The organism is Actinosynnema sp. NPDC091369 (genome assembly GCF_044757065.1).
Classification (GTDB): domain Bacteria; phylum Actinomycetota; class Actinomycetes; order Mycobacteriales; family Pseudonocardiaceae; genus Actinosynnema.
In genome coordinates, this window is the sequence record NZ_JBIVUG010000004.1 from 758,782 (window position 1) to 776,409 (window position 17,628).

At 68.0% G+C, this 17,628-nt stretch carries 14 protein-coding genes and 2 pseudogenes; 7 read left to right on the forward strand and 9 right to left on the reverse strand.

Features of this window, described 5'->3' with window-relative positions; translation table 11 throughout:
• Positions 1–57: 57 nt before the first annotated feature.
• The 8 genes and pseudogenes from ACIQMJ_RS19860 to ACIQMJ_RS19895 all read right to left on the reverse strand — a co-directional run bounded on the left by ACIQMJ_RS19860 (position 58) and on the right by ACIQMJ_RS19895 (position 5,200).
• Complete coding sequence (locus ACIQMJ_RS19860) at positions 58–1,746, reverse strand: MFS transporter (RefSeq protein ID WP_499762439.1); 1,689 nt, start codon at positions 1,744–1,746, stop codon at positions 58–60.
• On the reverse strand, positions 1,743–2,531 hold the full coding sequence (locus ACIQMJ_RS19865) for an ABC transporter ATP-binding protein (protein ID WP_499762440.1): 789 nt from the start codon (positions 2,529–2,531) through the stop codon (positions 1,743–1,745). Before ACIQMJ_RS19865 ends, ACIQMJ_RS19860 begins: the two co-directional genes overlap by 4 nt.
• 315 nt (positions 2,532–2,846) lie before the next feature.
• Positions 2,847–3,081: pseudogene (locus ACIQMJ_RS19870) on the reverse strand (ATP-binding cassette domain-containing protein); the annotation flags it as partial.
• Positions 3,082–3,643: 562 nt separating this feature from the next.
• A pseudogene (locus ACIQMJ_RS19875) lies at positions 3,644–4,085 on the reverse strand (ISAzo13-like element transposase-related protein); the annotation flags it as partial.
• On the reverse strand, positions 4,073–4,339 hold the full coding sequence (locus tag ACIQMJ_RS19880; RefSeq protein ID WP_499762441.1) for a transposase: 267 nt from the start codon (positions 4,337–4,339) through the stop codon (positions 4,073–4,075). The pseudogene ACIQMJ_RS19875 and the gene ACIQMJ_RS19880, both read right to left, overlap by 13 nt.
• A 34-nt stretch (positions 4,340–4,373) precedes the next feature.
• Positions 4,374–4,523 carry a hypothetical protein gene (locus ACIQMJ_RS19885; RefSeq protein WP_499762442.1) on the reverse strand — a complete coding sequence of 50 codons (150 nt, stop codon included), beginning with the start codon at positions 4,521–4,523 and terminating at the stop codon, positions 4,374–4,376.
• A 101-nt stretch (positions 4,524–4,624) separates the two neighbouring features.
• Positions 4,625–4,843: a winged helix-turn-helix domain-containing protein gene (locus ACIQMJ_RS19890; protein ID WP_499762475.1), complete on the reverse strand. Its 219-nt coding sequence runs from the start codon at positions 4,841–4,843 to the stop codon at positions 4,625–4,627.
• 3 nt (positions 4,844–4,846) lie between these two features.
• On the reverse strand, positions 4,847–5,200 hold the full coding sequence (locus ACIQMJ_RS19895) for a helix-turn-helix domain-containing protein (protein WP_499762443.1): 354 nt from the start codon (positions 5,198–5,200) through the stop codon (positions 4,847–4,849).
• A gap of 398 nt (positions 5,201–5,598) precedes the next feature.
• On the opposite strand from ACIQMJ_RS19895, the gene ACIQMJ_RS19900 reads away from it, so the two are divergent.
• From ACIQMJ_RS19900 to ACIQMJ_RS19915, 4 genes are all read left to right on the forward strand, one after another.
• Positions 5,599–6,981 carry a type I glutamate--ammonia ligase gene (locus tag ACIQMJ_RS19900; RefSeq protein WP_499762476.1) on the forward strand — a complete coding sequence of 461 codons (1,383 nt, stop codon included), beginning with the start codon at positions 5,599–5,601 and terminating at the stop codon, positions 6,979–6,981.
• A gap of 110 nt (positions 6,982–7,091) precedes the next feature.
• Positions 7,092–8,126, forward strand: a complete 1,035-nt coding sequence (locus tag ACIQMJ_RS19905) for a D-alanine--D-alanine ligase family protein (protein ID WP_499762444.1) — start codon at positions 7,092–7,094, stop codon at positions 8,124–8,126.
• Between the two features lie 29 nt (positions 8,127–8,155).
• Complete coding sequence (panD, locus tag ACIQMJ_RS19910) at positions 8,156–8,575, forward strand: aspartate 1-decarboxylase (protein ID WP_356165189.1); 420 nt, start codon at positions 8,156–8,158, stop codon at positions 8,573–8,575.
• An 809-nt stretch (positions 8,576–9,384) separates the two neighbouring features.
• Positions 9,385–10,071 carry an integrase core domain-containing protein gene (locus ACIQMJ_RS19915; RefSeq protein WP_499762445.1) on the forward strand — a complete coding sequence of 229 codons (687 nt, stop codon included), beginning with the start codon at positions 9,385–9,387 and terminating at the stop codon, positions 10,069–10,071.
• 239 nt (positions 10,072–10,310) lie between these two features.
• Here the strand turns inward: ACIQMJ_RS19915 and ACIQMJ_RS19920 are convergent, their stop codons facing one another.
• Positions 10,311–10,436 (reverse strand): DUF5710 domain-containing protein, encoded by a 126-nt coding sequence (locus ACIQMJ_RS19920; protein WP_499762477.1) that lies wholly within the window; start codon positions 10,434–10,436, stop codon positions 10,311–10,313.
• 337 nt (positions 10,437–10,773) lie between these two features.
• Between ACIQMJ_RS19920 and ACIQMJ_RS19925 the strand changes: the two genes are divergently transcribed.
• The 3 genes from ACIQMJ_RS19925 to ACIQMJ_RS19935 all read left to right on the forward strand — a co-directional run bounded on the left by ACIQMJ_RS19925 (position 10,774) and on the right by ACIQMJ_RS19935 (position 16,427).
• Positions 10,774–12,822 (forward strand): toll/interleukin-1 receptor domain-containing protein, encoded by a 2,049-nt coding sequence (locus ACIQMJ_RS19925; RefSeq protein ID WP_499762446.1) that lies wholly within the window; start codon positions 10,774–10,776, stop codon positions 12,820–12,822.
• 70 nt (positions 12,823–12,892) lie between these two features.
• Positions 12,893–13,849 (forward strand): hypothetical protein, encoded by a 957-nt coding sequence (locus tag ACIQMJ_RS19930; protein WP_499762447.1) that lies wholly within the window; start codon positions 12,893–12,895, stop codon positions 13,847–13,849.
• Positions 13,850–13,982: 133 nt separating this feature from the next.
• On the forward strand, positions 13,983–16,427 hold the full coding sequence (locus ACIQMJ_RS19935) for a tetratricopeptide repeat protein (RefSeq protein ID WP_499762448.1): 2,445 nt from the start codon (positions 13,983–13,985) through the stop codon (positions 16,425–16,427).
• Positions 16,428–17,628 lie beyond the last annotated feature (1,201 nt).

Sequence of the window (17,628 nt, forward strand, 5' to 3'; positions counted from 1 at the left end):
CGGTGTTACCCGCGTCAACCCCACCGTCCGGGCATCCGCCCAAGGGCCGTCCCGGGGTCAGCTCCCCTGGTTCTCCACTACGGGGAACCGGCGCGGCGCCAGCACGAGCAGGACCACGAAGGCGAGGACCGCAGCACCGGCCGCGCCCAGGTAGACGGCGTGCGCGGCGGCGGCGACCGCCCTGCTCAGGTGGCCGTCGGCACGGCCGGAGTCCAGCGCGCGGGTCACCGGGTCGAGGCCGCCCGCCCCGCCGAGGCGGGCCGCGAGCACCCCGTTGGCGACCGCGCCGAACAGGGCCGCGCCGACCGTCTGCCCGCTCTGGCGGCAGAACAGCACGGAGGCGGTGGCCGTGCCGCGCTCCTCCCAGCCGACGGTGGACTGGACCCCGATGATCAGCGGGAGCTGGAAGAGGCCGAGCGCGCCGCCGAGGAGCAGCATCAGCAGGGCCGGCTGCCACGGTTCGCCCGGGTAGGGGAGGAAGGGGAACGCGAGCAGCAGGAGCGCGGCGACGCCGATCCCGAGCATCGCGGTGTCGCGGAAGCCGATCCGCCGGTACACGTGCTGGCTGAGCGCCGCCGACACCGGCCAGCTCAACGACCACACCGACAGCACGAATCCGGCGGCCACCGGCGCCAGACCGAGCACCGCCTGCGCGTACGTCGGCAGGAACACGATCGGCGCGACCATGAGCAGCCCGAGCGCGCCGAGCGCCAGGTTGACCGCGGCGATGGTCCGGCGCCGCCACACCCAGCCCGGGATGATCGGCTCGGCCGCCCGCCGCTCCACCAGGACGACGACCGCGACGAGGGCCAGTCCCGTGCCGAACAGGGCGAGGGACGGCGCCGACAGCCACGCCCACGCGACCCCGCCCTGCACCAGCGCCGTCAGCAGGACGCCGCCGCAGGCGAAGACGGCGAGCGCGCCCGCCCAGTCGATCCGCGGCCGCTCCCGGCGGGCGACGCGCTCGGGCTCGTGGAGGTGACGGACGATCAGCCACAGGGCGAGCGCGCCGATCGGCAGATTGATCAGGAAGATCCAGCGCCAGTCCGCGTACGCCGCGAGGAGCCCGCCCAGCGCGGGGCCCGCGACCGCCGACGTCACCCACACCGTGGACAGCCTGGCCTGGATCTTCGGGCGCTCCTTCAGCGGGTACAGGTCGGCGGCGAGCGTCTGGACGGTGCCCTGGAGCGCGCCGCCGCCGAGCCCCTGCACGACGCGGAACGCGATGAGCGCGGCCATGTTCCACGCGGCGGCGCAGAGCAGGGAACCGGTGAGGAACAGGACGGCGCCCGCGACCAGCACCGGCTTGCGGCCGAAGGTGTCGGAGAGCTTGCCGTACACCGGCAGGGTGACGGTGACCGCCAGCAGGTAGCCCGAGAACAGCCACGAGAAGACGGAGAAGCCGCCGAGGTCGCCGACGATCTGCGGCACGGCGGTCGACACGATCGTGGAGTCGAGCGCCGCGAGCGCCATGGCGAGCATGAGAGCGGCGACCACGGCCCGCCGCCGGCGGGCCTCCGCCCGTCCGTCCGCCACTGCGCCGGCTCGCGCCTGCGGCGTGTCCGTCTCCCCCTGGCCCAACGGATTCCTTCCCCCTGCATCCATCGGCCCCCGACCCCCTCTCATCCGGCCGCCCCGCGGCGGGAGGGTGGAAGCCGGAAGGGCTCGCAGGACGGCGACGGCCGACAGGGCCATGCGTCCCTTGTGCGCGAGGAAGTTGCGCATCGAGGTCTTGACGAAGGTCATGACGTCCGTCCCCGGGCGTCGAGGTCCTTCACGCGGTCCAGCACGGCTTCGGCGGTGGGCCGGTGCATCTCGTCGACGATGCGGCCGTCGGCCAGGTACAGCACGCGGTCCGCGTACGAGGCGGCCACCGGGTCGTGGGTGACCATCACGATGGTCTGGCCGAGCTCGTCGACGGAGCGGCGCAGAATGCCCAGAACCTCGGCGCCCGCACGGGAGTCGAGGTTTCCGGTCGGCTCGTCCCCGAAGATGATTCCGGGCCGGGCGGCGAGGGCGCGGGCCACCGCGACGCGCTGCTGCTGACCGCCGGAGAGCTGGGTGGGGCGGTGTCTGAAGCGGTCGGCGAGGCCGACCGTCTCGACGACCTGGTCGAGCGATCCCTTGTCGGGCTTGCGGCCCGCGATGTCCGTCGGCAGCGTGCGGTTCTCTATCGCGTTCAGCGTCGGCAGCAGGTTGAACGCCTGGAAGATGAAGCCGATCCGGTCCCGGCGCAGCTGGGTGAGCTTCTTGTCCTCGAGGCCGGTGATCTCCGTCTCTTCACGGACGATCTGCCCGGAGGTGACGGTATCGAGGCCGGCGAGGCAGTGCATCAGCGTGCACTTACCGGACCCCGAGGGGCCCATGATCGCGGTGAATCGACCCCGTGCGATGTCTACGTCGACATGGTCCAGGGCGACCACGCGGGCCTCTCCGGACCCGTACGCCTTCACGACCTGTCGCGCTCGCGCCGCGACAGCCGTACGCCCTCCAATGCCCCCGTACCTGGGAAAAGTTACAGGTGATGTCATGCTATGTCTCCTAAGTAGAGCATCGGGAAGGCGGTGATGAGACGATGGGATGTGGTTGCTTGTGCACGGTGGCGACGTCTTGGGGGAACTGCTCGGCCTGACGTCGGTGCTGACTTGATCGGCCTTGCCCGTCGGGCGAGGGCGACCATCCGCGCCCTGGAGCGAAGGGGTGCCTTTGCGGAGGCACCAACATGCGCTCAGGCCCCTCGCCACCGCTGTGAACGGCTCACGCGGCGCGCAATGCTCCGCAGGCGGTGTGCAAAGCATGTCGGGTGGGCAGTTCAACAGTGAGAAAGGACGTCACTGCGACCGTCCCTGAAACACGAAACCGACGCGCTCACGGCGCAGTTCGGTGGGTCGGGTCTCGTTCAGTTGCGCGATCTCCTGGCCGTCGATGCGGATGCTGCCCGAGGTCGGGGAGTCCAGTCCGGCAGTGCAGTGCAGTGCAGTGCATCAGGGTGCTCTTGCCGGATCCCGACGGTCCCATTACCGCGAGGAACGTGCCGGGCTCACTGTCAGTGAAACGTCCTGCAGGGCCGTACACCTCCAGCGTAGGTCTTGGTGACGTGCTCCAGCGCGATGGCGGGCGCCTTGTGGTCAAGGGTGGCGGCGACGGCAGTTCTCATCGACGCACTCGCACGGCACGCACGATCAGGGTGCCGGCGGCGAACGCGCTGACCACGCCGCAGACGAGAAGCACCCAGGTGCTGGCACCGCTGTAGGAGGCCAGCATGTTCCCAACCGCGCTGAGCACGATTGCCGCCCACAGCAGCGTACGAACGGCGTCTCCGCCAAGGGCTCCGCCGGGGGCATGCGCTCGGTGACCCGGGCCATGAGTCGAGGTGCTGCTCAGGCGGTACTGGTCTGGCTGCGGCACGAGGGGGTCCTCCGGGGCTCGTCTGGCGCATCGTCGCCGTGGTCTGATCCGTTCTGGATGCTAGGGATCCGGCCCCCCGCAGCCGATCCCGCGAGCCGCCCATTGCGACGTACAGCAGGCTGTACTTTCGAGCTCCGCCAGAGCCGGCAGGCCGGTCGACGGCATTAGGGTCGACCGTGATGAAGGAGCGCAGAAAGACCCAGGCAAGACCTACTGGCGCCTCGTACCTGAAGACGGCATCTGCGCAGCGAGAACGGATGCGCTCACCTCCTCGCTGGTGGAGCCGTCCTCCCTCACGTAACTCGTCGAGCTTCCAGGTGAGTTGGACGACGAGTTCGTCCAATGCCAGCTCGAGCACCCCGGTCAGCTCCGGGTTACGCAGACACCCAGTGCCGGGCTGTGGGGATGAGCCAGCTGATCGCGGGGGCTTGGCCGCATCGGCTGTGTGGTGTCGCGAGGTTGAGGGGGAGGGTGTAGTTCCAGTCGCCGTGGAAGCGGTGCCGGTGCGTGGGCAGGGCGTCGATATCGCTGGCGGTGACCTTGATGCCGGTGTCGTAGGTGCCCAGGGCGAGTTCGGCGTGATCGGTCAGCCCGCTGCGGGTGGTGGTCGCCGCGACGCTGTTCACGATGACCTCGTGGCTGGTGAGCCGCCGGCCGCGCCAGTTCATGGACATGTGAATAACACAACAACGAGCCGCATCACAGGAAGCAACACGTTGATTCTCTGCGGCCCTACCTGATCTTTTCGTAGGTTCGGTGGGTGTGGTGGGTGGATGGTCAGGCCGGTATGGGCGAGGTGGTCGCCGGCGAGGTTGGCGAGTTCACGCTTCTTGAGCGAGGACCACAGCAGTTCCACCGGGTTCAGCTCGGAAGCGTAGGCGGGTAATCGTTCCAGGGTGAGCCAGTCCTGTTCGGCGACCCGGGCCCGCATCCCTGCTCCAGTGGGTGGACGGGCCGTCCCAGACCTAGACCACTCGCTCGCCGCGGTAGCACACCTTCATCTGCTCCAGGACCTTGATGAGTCCGGCGGTGTCGTAGCTGCCGGGCCTGAGGTGGAAGCACAGTCGGGCCCCGCGAGCGGGGTCGGTGGAGTGGTAGCCCAAGACCCCGGCCATCGACGCGCGCTTCCAGTTCAACCGGTGCCGCAGGAGCGGAGTCCGCCGCCTCGGGGCGAATAGGTGCGGCGGATCTGAGGGAGCAGGGAGCGCCTGATTCGTCAAGGAAGACGATCCAGGCACGTGTGTTCGCGGCCCTTTTTGATGCGCGGCCACTCGTGCGCGATCCATCGGACGATCTCCGACTCGTCCCGCTCGACCGTCCGCCGCTCGGGCCGTTGCAGGCTCCATCCGAGCCGGCCGGTCAGCAGCCGCCACACCGACGCCCTCGACAACACCACCCCTGTTGCCCGGGTGACGACCACACCGACTCGTTCCAGGGTCTACAGGTCGGCCTCGAAACCATGCGCCTGGGCACCTTGCTCCAACGCGGCCCGGACCATCTCGACCTGGGTGTCGTCCAGCTTGGGCGGGCGTCCGGTGGCTGCCCGTCTCCGCAGGCCCGAAGCACCGTCTTGCTCCCACACCCGCCGCCAACGCCGCACACCCTCGGCACGCACCCCCACCGCCCTCGCGATCTCCGCATTCGAAACGCCGCCCTCGAACAACTCGACTGCCCGGACACGACGCGCCTCCGCCAACTGAGGCCGCGACAACGGAGGAAGGGAAGAACCGGCAACCGAAGAGGAAGGTTGATATGCCACCCCGACGCCCTCCCACCCACACGGCCACCACACCCACCGAACTCACGAAAAGGTCAGTAGCAGCCTCGGGGGCGGGCCACAGACCTTCCCGCTGCAAGCAACCCGCAAGCCCAGCCCGAGTTGAACCCGCCCGCAACGGATACTCGCAGTTCTGGCTCGGGCGGCCCAGCTGCGACGTGCGTGTGGACGCTCCGGTGCCTTCCGGGAGTGAACGGATCCTCCAAGCGGCCGCACCGGGGGTGGTAGTGCCTGTGCTACCCCAAGTCGGCAGTGTCCGGGATAGAGGTGAGACGGGGACCAGGGCAGCCTGGTGGGTGTCAGCACATCGAATCTGCCCTCGATACCGCATGTGCACGCGCTGATACGACCCGTCGCAGTGCAAACCTCACTGCCCATACAACACCACCGCGGAAAGGCATGGTGCATCGGTGATGATGGCCAACCGCTACGGCGCTCCATCCGACACCCTCAGCGTGCAGTTGGCCGAGCGCGGCGTTCACGGGGTGATCCTGGCCTACGTCGATACCTCCGGTGTCTGCCGGGTGAAGACGATTCCCACGGCGCGGCTCTCCTCCGCGGCAGCATGGGGCGTCGGCGTGGCGCCGGTCCACGACACTTACCTCGCGAACGGTTCGTACGTCCCGATCGACGCTCTCGGCCCGGGCGACGGTGATCTGTGCATGTTTCCGGACCTCGATGGCATCACGGTTCTCGCGGGACAGCCCGGCTGGGCGTGGACGGCGGTGGACCGGATCGGCCAGGACGGCAGGCAGCACCCCGGGTGCGGCCGTACGTTCCTGCGCCGTGTCGTCGCGGAAGCTGCTGAGCATCACGGCATCACGTTCAAAGCCGCGATCGAGGTGGAATGGTCTGTCGGCCGCAAAGCCCAAGCACCACACGACACGGACTATGTTCCCGCCTGTTCGGGTGGTGCTTTCGGCGCGGTGCGGCTGGCGGAACTGAGTGACTACACGGCTGATCTCATGGGCGTGCTCACCGCCCAGGACACCGGTGTAGCCCAGTTTCATCCCGAGACCGGGGCCGCCCAGTTCGAGGTGAGCGTTGACGCGCTCGACCCGGTGGCCGCTGCGGACCGCAGTGTGCTGGTACGTCAGACCATCCAGGCCGTGTCGATGCGCCACGGGCTGCGAGCCTCGTTCTCGCCCGCTGTGGTACCCGAGGGATTCGGCAACGGCGGTCACCTTCATCTCTCGGCCTGGCAGAACGGCAGGAACCTGCACTCCCGCGGTGAACGGCGCTACGGCATGACCGAGCAGGCCGAAGCCTTCGTGGCGGGCATTCTCACTCACCTTCCTGCGCTGACTGCGATCACCGCTCCCAGTCCCGCCAGCTACCTGCGGCTCAAACCTTCCTACAGCGCCGGGCCCTACACGGCCTGGGGATATGAGACGCGTCAGGCAGCACTTCGTGTGATCGCCGGCCCCCGGGGCCGACAGGCCGAGGCGGCCAACGTGGAGGTGAAGCCGGTAGATCTGGCGGCCAACCCGTATCTGGCACTGGGCTGCACGATCGCCGCCGGACTCGACGGCATGCGCTCAGCTGCCGTCCTTCCCGAGGAAATCGCCGGGGATCCCGCGCGGCTCACCGCCTCCGAGGCCGAGCTACGAGGCGTGCACCGCCTGCCCACGTCGCTCAAGGAGGCAGTCGAGGAGTTCCGCGCTGACACAACGCTCCGCGATGTCCTGGGCCCGGCGTTGGCCGACGCGGTGATCGCCGTGCGATGCGGTGAGATCGAGGCGGTTACCGGCCTCGACGACGACGGCATCGCAGCGGCCTACCGGTGGACGTACTGATCCATTGACACGCACCGGACCAGCCCCGTTCCCGTGCGACACCCGCACGAAGCAGCAGGGCAGTAGGCCCTCCTGCGTCAGACAGTCCAAGGAGAGGAAAAAGACCGACCATGCGCATCGTCAACCTGTGTGGCGGAGAAGGCTCGGAGCGCGATGTGTCCCTGGCCTCGGGTTGGGCGGTGACCCGCTCGTTGCAGGAGCGAGGACACGAGGTGGTGGTGGTCGATCCGGCCGCGCCGACGCCGGTCCTGGCCGGTCCTCTCGGCCCGCAGGCTCCGCTCGAAGAAGCGTCCATCCCCAAAGAACCGCCGCTTCTCGACGACCAGCGGCAGAGGCGAAAGCGCATGCACACGGCTCTGACCGGCGGACCGGTGCTTGACCTGTTGCGCGAAGCAGACCTGGTCTTCATCGCATTGCACGGCGGGTGGGGTGAAGACGGACATGTCCAAGCCCTGCTGGAGATGGCTGATATCCGGTTCACCGGCGCGGGAAGCGCAGCATGTGCCGCCTCCTTCCACAAGGGACGAGCGCGTGCAGTGCTGGCCGCGGCGGGACTTCCGGTGGCCGAGCAGGTGCAGTGGTTCCCCGTCTCCGGCGAGATTCCTCAGGACGTCGAGAAGCTGATGGGTGCGGGGCCAGTGGTGGTAAAGCCTGCCGCGAACGGATCGAGCGTGTCCGTACGCCTCGCCGACTCCCTGTCACAACTGGCTCACCTCGCCGAGACGGCTCCCAAGGAGTCCGAGCTCGTGGTGGAGCCATACCTCCCCGGCCGGGAGTTCTCCGTGCCCGTCGTCGGCGATCAAGTGCTACCCGTGGTGGAAATCGAGCTGACAACACCGATCCTCGACTACGCGACCAAGTACCAGCCGGGGGCTGTGAACAAGGTGTGCCCTGCACGCGCACCGGCCGCCTTCACCTCCCGACTGCAGGAACACGCTCTGCGCGGGCACCAGGCCCTCGGTTTCGGGAGCAACTCCTACTCGCGCACCGACTTCCGCTGCAACGCGCAGGGCGAGCCGATGTGCCTGGAAGTCAACGGGCTCCCGTCCCTGACGGCGGGGAGCATGTTGCCGCTCGCGGCGCGCGAGGCCGGCTGGACCTATGACGACCTGATCCAGCGCATCACAGACCTTTCGGCGCGATAGTGCCCCAACCACGACCCGGGAGCTTCGCCATGTTCCGCACCATGTTCAAGTCCAAGATCCACCGCGCCACCGTCACCCAGGCCGACCTGCACTACGTGGGATCGGTGACCATCGACGCGGACCTCCTCGACGCCGCCGACCTGCTGCCCGGCGAGCTCGTGCACATCGTCGACATCACCAACGGCGCCCGCCTGGAGACGTACGTCATCGAGGGCGAGCGCGGCTCGGGCGTCGTCGGTATCAACGGCGCCGCCGCCCACCTCGTGCACCCCGGCGATCTCGTGATCATCATCAGTTACGCTCAGGTGACCGACGCCGAGGCGCGGTCGCTGGAGCCGCGCGTCGTGCACGTGGACCGCGACAACCGGATCGTCGCCCTGGGTGCCGATCCGTCCGAGCCGGTGCCGGGCTCGGACCAGGAGCGCAGCCCGCAGGCCGTCCCGGCCTGAGCCGCACTTCGTCGTCCGGGTCCGCACCCCATCCCGAGGAGTGCACCATGAGCGACATCCGGATCCGCGACGACCGGGGCGCCGGCCGTCTGTAGGCCCTCGCCGGGGACGAAGTGGTCGGCAGTATCGAGTACTTCGTCCCCGACGCCCCGGGCGCCCTCGCCCCGGTGCACACCATCGTCGAGCCCGCGCACGAGGGCCAGGGCATCGCCGGGCGCGAGGCGTCCCCGTCGCCCCGCTCTGCCCCTACGTCGTCAAGTGGGCCGCCCGCCACCCCGAGGAGGCCCCGGCCGCCGACCCCGCACTGGTGCAGGCGTGTGCCGCTCGAAAAGTCATCGCCGCTGGTAGAGCGGGGTGTCGCCGCGTTGGGACCATGTCCATGTGATCGTGTCCCTGCTTTACAAGGTGACCCGGAGGTTGCTGTCCGTCCCGTCGGTGATCCTTCGGAGTGGGACGGCGAAGGATCACCGAGCTGCTCGTGCTGCGGCACGAGAACGCGGTCCTTCGCCGGCAACTCGCGGGTCCGGTCCGCTACGAGCCTGCGGACCGGCTTTGGTTCGCCGACCTGTCCGGACTGCTCGATCGTCGCCGGTGGCGGGAGGTCTTCCCGGACACGCCGGGCACCCTGATCGCCTGGCATTGCAGGTTCGTGGCCCGCAAGTGGGACCACTCCGCGCGTCGACGCACCGGACGCCCACCGACACGAGCCGCGGTCAAGACCCTCGTGCCGCGCCTCGCCCGGGAACCCGCGATGGGGTCATCGGCGGATCCAGGGTGAGTTGGCCCGACTCGGCCACCACATCGGACCCTTGACGGTCTGGCAGATCCTGCACGACGCCGGTATCGGCCCGGCACCACGCCGCACCGGCCCGACCTGGCGGCAGTTCCTCACCACCCAGGCCCAGGGCATCATCGCGGCGGACTTCCTCCACCTTGACACCGTGCTCGGCAAGCGCCTCTACGCCCTGGCGTTCCTCGAACACGACACCCGACGCCTGCACATCACCGGAGTCACCGCCCACCCGACCCAGGCATGGACCACACAGCAGGCCAGGAACTTCACCGCCGACCTCGGACACCGGACGGAGTCCTTGCGCTTCCTTCTCCGGGACCACGACGGCAAGTACAGCCAGACGTTCGACGCCATCTTCCAGACCGACGACCTGCACGTGATCAAAAGCGCACCGCAGGCGCCCCGGATGAACGCCCACTGCGAACGGGTCATCGGCACCCTCCGACGCGAACTCCTCGACCACATCCACATCACGGGAGAGACCCACGCACGACACGTCCTCAAGACCTACGAACACCACTACAACCGACACCGCCCCACCAGGCCCGCCACCAACTACCACCCGAAGCTCAGCAACACCCCGCCGCGATACACGACCTCGACACCCGCAGAGTGCGCCGCAGCTACCGTAGCCGTAGCCGTAGCCGTAGCCGTAGCCGAGACGATGCGGTTGATCGACAGGGACGCAGCTTGCAGCGATTGAAGCTGCAGGTCAGAGCTGGTATGCCGTCTTGCGGCACCCTACTCCCAATGGTGTGGACACCACTATTGGTCGGCTCGTTCCCACCAGGACAAGACCTTCGGCGTTCGACCCGCTGCCGCAGGCATGGCCCTCGACCCGCACACCTGCATCTACACCTCGCGGCACTGAAGGTGACGGGCCAGCCAACGTCGAGCAGACCGGTTCTCCCACTCGGCCTCAACTACCTTGCTCCGAGCGGGCTACAGCCACCATTCCACGAGGTGCCGGGACGTGTCGTGCGGCACGTACCAGCGCCTGACCTTGGCGTCCCATCGGGCTTTCACTGCCTCCTTGGCCTCATCCTCATCCGCGAACGGCACCTTCAGGTACCACCGGCCGGCACCGTTGCCGTTCGGCTCGGACGTGGGCCGTGCCTCGGACCGAGCGGATCAGGCCGAACGGACTGGCGGGTCCGGGCGGGCGCGCCCGACGATGTGGCGCACACGTTCGCAGGATGCCGCATCGAGACACCGCCTACCGAGTCGCAAAATACGAGCAATAGTCGTTCCACTCACCGCAAAACCGACATACCCAGATCACCCGCATTTATGCGGATACATAGAATGAAGGTCGCCAGACAGTGCAAATGTGCGCCGCTGTCACTTTTTCGACGTGGCGGGGCACGCCTCGTCGATGCGATTACCGAAGCGGAGGATTGATCACGTGGCAGGTGTGTTCGTCAACTACCGAGCCAAGGACAACCCGGTCGCCGCCGCTGCAATCGCCCAGGTGTTGAGCGACAGCTTCGGCGAGGACCTGGTGTTCCGGGACTGCGTCTCCATGGATCCGGGCGAGCCCTACCCGCAGACCATCCGCAACGCCCTGTACGCGGCCGACATCCTGGTCGCGGTCGTCGGTCCGAACTGGATGGTGGAGGACCCGTCGACCGGGAGAGCCCGTATTGAATCCGAGGACGACTGGGTACGGATGGAGATCGCCCACGCGCTGAGCCACGGCATCCCCATCGTCCCGGTGCTGCTGCTCGACACCCCGGACAACGCCCGCGCGCCGCGCCACCACGAATTGCCTGTCAACATCAGGCGGTTCGCCAGCCTCCAGGCCGCGCGCTTCAGCCAGCGGCGATTCGGCAAGGACATGGCCGACCTGGTAGAGCGCCTGGTCGCGCTGGTGCCCACCCTCGCCGTACCGCAACTGTTCGTACAGCCCGTACCCACGCCCGGCGCCGACGTGGCGCCCAGCGTGCTGTTGCGGGCGGAACACGGCGTGGTGCCATTCGCCGGTCGGCAACGGGAACTCACGGACCTGATGGCGTGGGCCAACGACCCGGCCACCAACGCCGTACGCCTTCTCGTGGGCCGCCCCGGCTCGGGGCGGCGTCGGCTGGCGCTGGAGCTGTGTGACAGGCTGCGCCGCACCGGCTGGTTCGCCGGCGTGCTCAATGGACAGGCACCCGCGGCGCAGATCCGCCGCGCCGGCGCGGTCGACAGGCCCCTCCTGATCGTCGTCCCGGACGGTGAACTGCGATCCGAGCAGCTGGCGGTGTTGACGGAAGCGCTCGTCGACCGCTCATCGGCCCGCGGCGCTCCGAGCAGGTTACTGGTGCTAAGTCGATCGACAGGTGGCTGGCTGACCCCGTTGCGGAAACACGCCGACGACCGGGTCGCCGCGCTGTTCGACGAAGCCGACCGCGTCGGTGCGGTGACGCTCGATGGCGTTCCGGCCAGCGCGACGCCCGAGGCGGCGGTGACGGCGTTCGCGGACGCGCTCGGTCTACCGGTGACACCGCCTCCCACCGGGAGGGCGGAAACAGTGCTGGAACTCCACGCGCTCGCTCTGGGAGCAGTCCTCGGATCGGCCGATCACAGGGACCCGCTGACTCAGGTGCTCGGCCACGACCGCAAACGGTGGACCTCGGCGATCAGCGACCCCGGCGCGTCGGAGACGGCGCGGACCGCGCTCGCGGTTATCGGCACGCTAGCCACGCTGTGCGCCCCAGCCTCACAGGACCGGGCCGAGGCGCTGATCACCAGGCTCCCCGACGTCCTGGGGGAGGACACCGCGGCCGTGCACGAGTATCTCGAACTCTGGTCACGGCTGTACCCGGGACCGCACCCGGTTAACGCATTGAACCCCGACCTGCTCGGCGAACGCCTCGTCGCGGACACCCTGATTGCGCAGCCCCTGCTCGTAACGACCCTTGTCGCCGCGTTCCCGGACGAGTGGCTCACCTCGACGTTGACCGTGCTCGGCCGGGCGCTCCCGCGGCACCCCGACCTGGTGCCCGTCGTTCAATCCCTGTTCCGCGCGGCACCCCGCCGGATCGAGCCACTGATCTTCGACGTGGTCACCAGGTTGGAGCACCCCGAGTCGCTGGCGAGGACGATCGCCGGCGAGATGGGCAACGTCGACCGGCAGGTGCCGGACGCCGTGTCGCTGCTCATGAAGCTCGCCGGCGGAGACCAGGCGCGCGACCCGTTGCGCGGCGCCACGATCGACGCCCTGCTCAACGCGACCCAGAAGTTCACGGACCAACTCAAGGAGCACAGCGGCACCACCGTGCCACCACATCTCACGCGCCTCTTCAACGCCACGACCACCGCGGTGCGCGACTTCCTCGTGGGCGGCGTCGACCCCGGCTCGGGGCGCATGCCGATCAAGCCGGACGGCAAGCCGATCCTGCCGCCCGGGACGCTGACCCTCCTCCGCGACCTGTTCCTCAACCACACCAAGGACGACAAGAAGGACGGCTGACCCCGCTGCTGCGAAGCACCGTGGGCACGGGGCGACCCCGTCGAAAAGCGTGGACCTAATGGAGTGCGTCATGAACAAGCACGAGAAGTTGGCGTGGTCGGTGGTGCGGCCGCTGGAGCAGTACCTCATCCGGAAGCAGCAGACGGGGAGCGGCGTATACGATGCCCAGCTGGAGGTCCTGCTCGGTCGGGTCGACGTGCAGGTGGCGTCCGACCCCTTCGCCGCGGAAGCCCTCGAGCGGTTCAAGGCGTCACCGACCGACTCGCTCATGACGCAGACCCTGTACCTCCAGCTGGTCCGGCACGTTCAAAACAACCCGGAATTCGGTCGCCAGCTCCGCGAGGCACTGCGCGGTGCTCCGACCGGCACCCGCAGGCCCCGCATGCGCCGGGCCAGGTGGTCGGTGCTGTGGACGGCGGGCGTGGCGGTCCTGCTGCTGACCGGGTTTCTCTGGGGACGCTCGACGAGCCTGCGCTGGCCAGACACAGCCGAACCCCCTCCCAAGGCGGAAACTTCCGGCTGGCCCACATCCTCGCCCCCGGTGTCGTCCGAGACGACGACGAACACTGCCGTTCCTGCGCCGACCGGTTCGCCGCGTGCCGGTGGCACGACCTCGGTGCTCCTCGAGACACTGCCGGAACACCCCTGGCGATTCGGGCACGGTGACAGGGATATTCAAGGCACGACCTACCCGTCATCGGTATGGGCGAAATTGTCCACCTGTGAGGACGAGCCCGTCGTGCAGCGGTTCCAGGTGACGGGCTTCCGACGGTTGGAGGTCCGGGCGGTGGGTGCCGATTCCACCTCCGCTCGGTCGTCCCTCAAGTTCGAAGTCCTGGACCGCGACGACGGCGTGGTGGAGGAGGTGGTGGTCGTCGAAGGCGGAGTGGGTGAGATGGTCGTCAACCTGCCGGACGGCGCCTCTACCATCGGGTTGCGCAGCTCATTGGTGAACGCCGACGAGTCGAGCTGCGAACCGGTTCACGCGGTGTGGGGTGCTCCCAAGGTGATCGCATTAGAACGCTGAACCGCGGCATTCGTTCACAACGGGACGTAGGGCGTGATCGTGAAGCGGCGTAGTGTGTCACGACCGCAGGCGGCGGGTCTGGTGTCACACCTGTTGAGTGGACTGGTCGACGCGGCACGGCCCGGGGAGTTCGATGAACGAGATTACCGAGGGTGGCGACGCCGGTGATGTGCACGCCGATGTCGTTCAACATGCGAGCGTCGTCGGTCCCGGGTTGGTGGTGCAGGCCGGGCGCGACGCGTTCGTCAAGGTGCAGCACCCGCCGCGGCGGGTGATGTGGCCGGTCCGAATCGGAGTTCCACCGGTGCCGGCGGCGCACCACCGGGAACGGCAAGCGCACGCGCTGCTGACCGAGGCGTTGGTCGCCGAGCACGCCGCGGTGCTGGTCGTGTCGGGGCTGGGCGGGGTGGGCAAGACCCAGTTGGTTGCCGGACATGCCCGGCGAATCTGGTCGGACGCCGGTGTGGACATGGCGGTGTGGGTCTCGGCGCTGTCGCGAGACGCCGTGACCACCGCCTATGCCCAGGCAGCGAGTTCGGTGCTGGTCGAACACGATCCGCAGATCTCCGAGCGCCCGCCGGAACAAGCCGCGCAGGCGTTGCGGGCCTGGCTTGCCGCCACCTCGCAACGTTGGCTGATAGTGCTGGACGACGTGCAGGACCCTGCCGACCTCCGCGGACTGGAACCGTACCCGGGCCCCGGCGGGCACGTGCTCGTCACCAGTCGGCGCCGCGACGTCGCATTGGCCCTCGGCGGTTGTCGGGTGATCGAGTTGGGCGTGTTCACCGCCGGCGAGGCCGTGGACTACCTGAACGATGCTGTGGGCAGCACCGCCATCGGCGCCGATCGGGGGCAGATGGCGCACCTCGCAGAGGAGTTGGGGTGCCTGCCGCTGGCCTTGGGGCAGGCTGCCGCGGTCATCGCCGACCAACCCCTGCTCACCATCGCCGCCTATCGGGAGTCGCTGGCTCATCGGCACCGCGCCCTGGTCGAACTCACCTCGTCCGAGGACGTGTCGCCGGAGCACCAGGCGACGGTGGCGGCGACGTGGTCCTTGTCGATCGAACGAGCCGACCGTTCCGGCGACCCGGCACGACCGGGCAGAGGTCTGGCACGACCGTTGCTGGAGATCGCCAGTCTGCTGGACTCCACCGGCACACCGCTGGAGGTGTTCACCAGCCGACCCGTCCTGAACCACCTGGCGACCGGAACGAGTCGAAAGGTCACCACGGCGGAGGTCCACGACGGCCTGACCCGATTGCACCGCTTCTCCTTGATCACCCTAAACCCTGATCAGCGGGCCGGTGCTGTCGCGGTGCACACCCTGGTCCAACGTGCCGTCCGCGACACCCTCACCCCCACCGCGCTCCAGCTCCTCGCCCGCACCACCGCCGACGCCCTGCTCACCGTCTGGCCGGACACCGACACCCTCGACCTCGACCTGGCCCAGTCGTTGCGCGCGAGCACCGCCGCCCTGCACGCCCACACGTCACCCGCCTTGTGGAACCGCGAGGGCCACCCCGTGCTGTCCCGCGCGGGCGTCTCATTGGGCCGGACCGGTCAAGCCGCAGCCGCGGTCGCCTACTTCCGCACGCTTCACGAGCAAGCCCGCACCCACCTCGGCCCCGACCATCCCCGAACCTTCGGCGCCCAGGTCAACCTCGCCCGCTGGCGTGGTAGGGCAGGTGACACCGACGGTGCGGTTGCCGAGTACGAGGCGGTGCTGACGGGTCAGTCGCGGGTGCTCGGCCCGAATCACACCGACACCCTCGCCACTCGACATAGTCTCGCCTACTGGAGAGGTGCGGCAGGCGATCCCGTCGCCGCGGTGGCAGAGTACGAGGCAGTGCTGGCGGACCGGCTCCTGGTACTGGGATCTGACCATCCTCAAACCCTGGCCACCCGGAGCAACCTCGCCCGCTGGCTGGGCGGCGCGGGTAACCCTCTGGCAGCGGTGAACGAGTACCAGGCAGTGCTGGCCGATCGCCTGCGGGTCTTGAGCCCCGACCACCCCGACACCCTCGTTACCCGCCACAACCTCGCCTACTGGCGAGGTCAAGCCGGTGATCGCGTCGGTGCGGTGGCCGAATTCGAGGCGGTGCTGGTGGATTGCCTGCGGGTGCTCGGGCCTAATCACCCCCAGACTTTGTCCACCCGAAGCAACGTCGCCCGCTGGCGTGGCAGAGCGGGTGATCGAGAAGGTGCGGTGGCCGAGTACGAAGCGGTGCTGGCTGACCGCTTGCGGGTATTGGGACCCGACCATCCCGACACCCTCGCCAATCGCCGCGACCTCACCTACTGGCGTGGCAAGGCCGGCACGGTAGTCAAGTGCCAGGCGGTACTGGCGGATCAATTACGGGTGTCGGAGCTCAACCACTCCAGCACTCTCGCCCCCCGGCACGAGGTCGTCCGCCGAAGGAAGGAGGGGGCGCATTGTGATACCGACCCCAAGATCAGGGCCGAGCGCCGCACGCGGACAGGAAGAGCCTGGTCCTTCCTGAAAGACTGGATTGCAGATCGGTGGGGACCTGTGCCGCTCGAGGAGCCATTGCCGCAGTTCACCGACCGTGATCATTAGTCTGGTTGACCGTGAGGATGCTGGCGTGTCGGTGCGCGAGCGCTACAGCTTGCATGGGGTGAGCACCCCGGAGTCGACAGTGCTGCACTCCCCCGACGATGACCAGAAGGTGGCGACGGTGCAGGAACACTCCAGCTACGATGGTCGAACCCATGCACACGAATCAGGTGGCCGAAGTCCGTGCCGGAAGCAACGCCATCGACGCAGGGACAGGTACCTCGTAGACATCACTTGATCAACGCAGCCCATAGACTCGGACACGATCCACGTTATACTTGCCGATAACTCCTCCATACAGGAGAAGGTTACCGACAAGTCTTTGCGAACAATCGTCACAAAGAAGTTCCAGTGAAACCGAAGAGCCTGTGCCGCACTCTCGTGGTCATCCATGGCCGCGTTGGCGGCAAGGTGGTCTGCCGGTCGGCCTACCGGTGTCACCTGCAGGTCTTCCCTGACCACCCAACGTAGACTGTACAACCGAATCATCCGTGATCAGCGAGGCAGGAACCGATGACTACTGGGCCGTTACCGTCGAGCCATGAGTGGGCGGCGGCTTGGGACGGAGCGGTTAACCTATACCGGCACCTTGTAAACGGCGGCAAACCCGAAGAGGTCACGACTTCCCTGTTGCTCGCACCGGGCGAGGAGACCTACTCCGATCTCACGCTCGGCTACGCCCGTTTCTACGCCGTAGATGTCACTTATCAACAATCCGGCGGCTTCGTTCTCGGATCACCACTGTTGTAGCAGCCGGTTTGGCATTCAATGCGGTGAGCAACTCTCTTGCAAAACGACGCGCGAAGGACCAGGCCGCACCTCAGTGGCGTGAGCACTGCCCCGCTCGGGTGGTCGTAACGACGTATTGCACCATGTGTTTCGCATACGGCAGGTGGTTGCGGTTCCCGCATTCTTCAGTGATTGACTTCAACGCCGATATGCTCAACGGCGTCTGCTATCTTGTTTTCAATGACACTGAGCCACTGCAACTGGCCGGCCCTCAAGTCCCTTGGCTGGCCGTCCTGCTAGTGGCTTGTCACGCAGCCTTGGCGGGGTAATGGGTCCAGGTGCGGATGGGTGAGTCGGTGGCGAAGCCGGTCTTGGGCTGGGCTCGGGCGTTGCGCCAGCGGATGAACGAGGCGATGGCGGCGTTCTGTTCGGCGTGGGTGCGGTGGTCGGTGCCGTTGAGGGCGAAGTAGCGCAG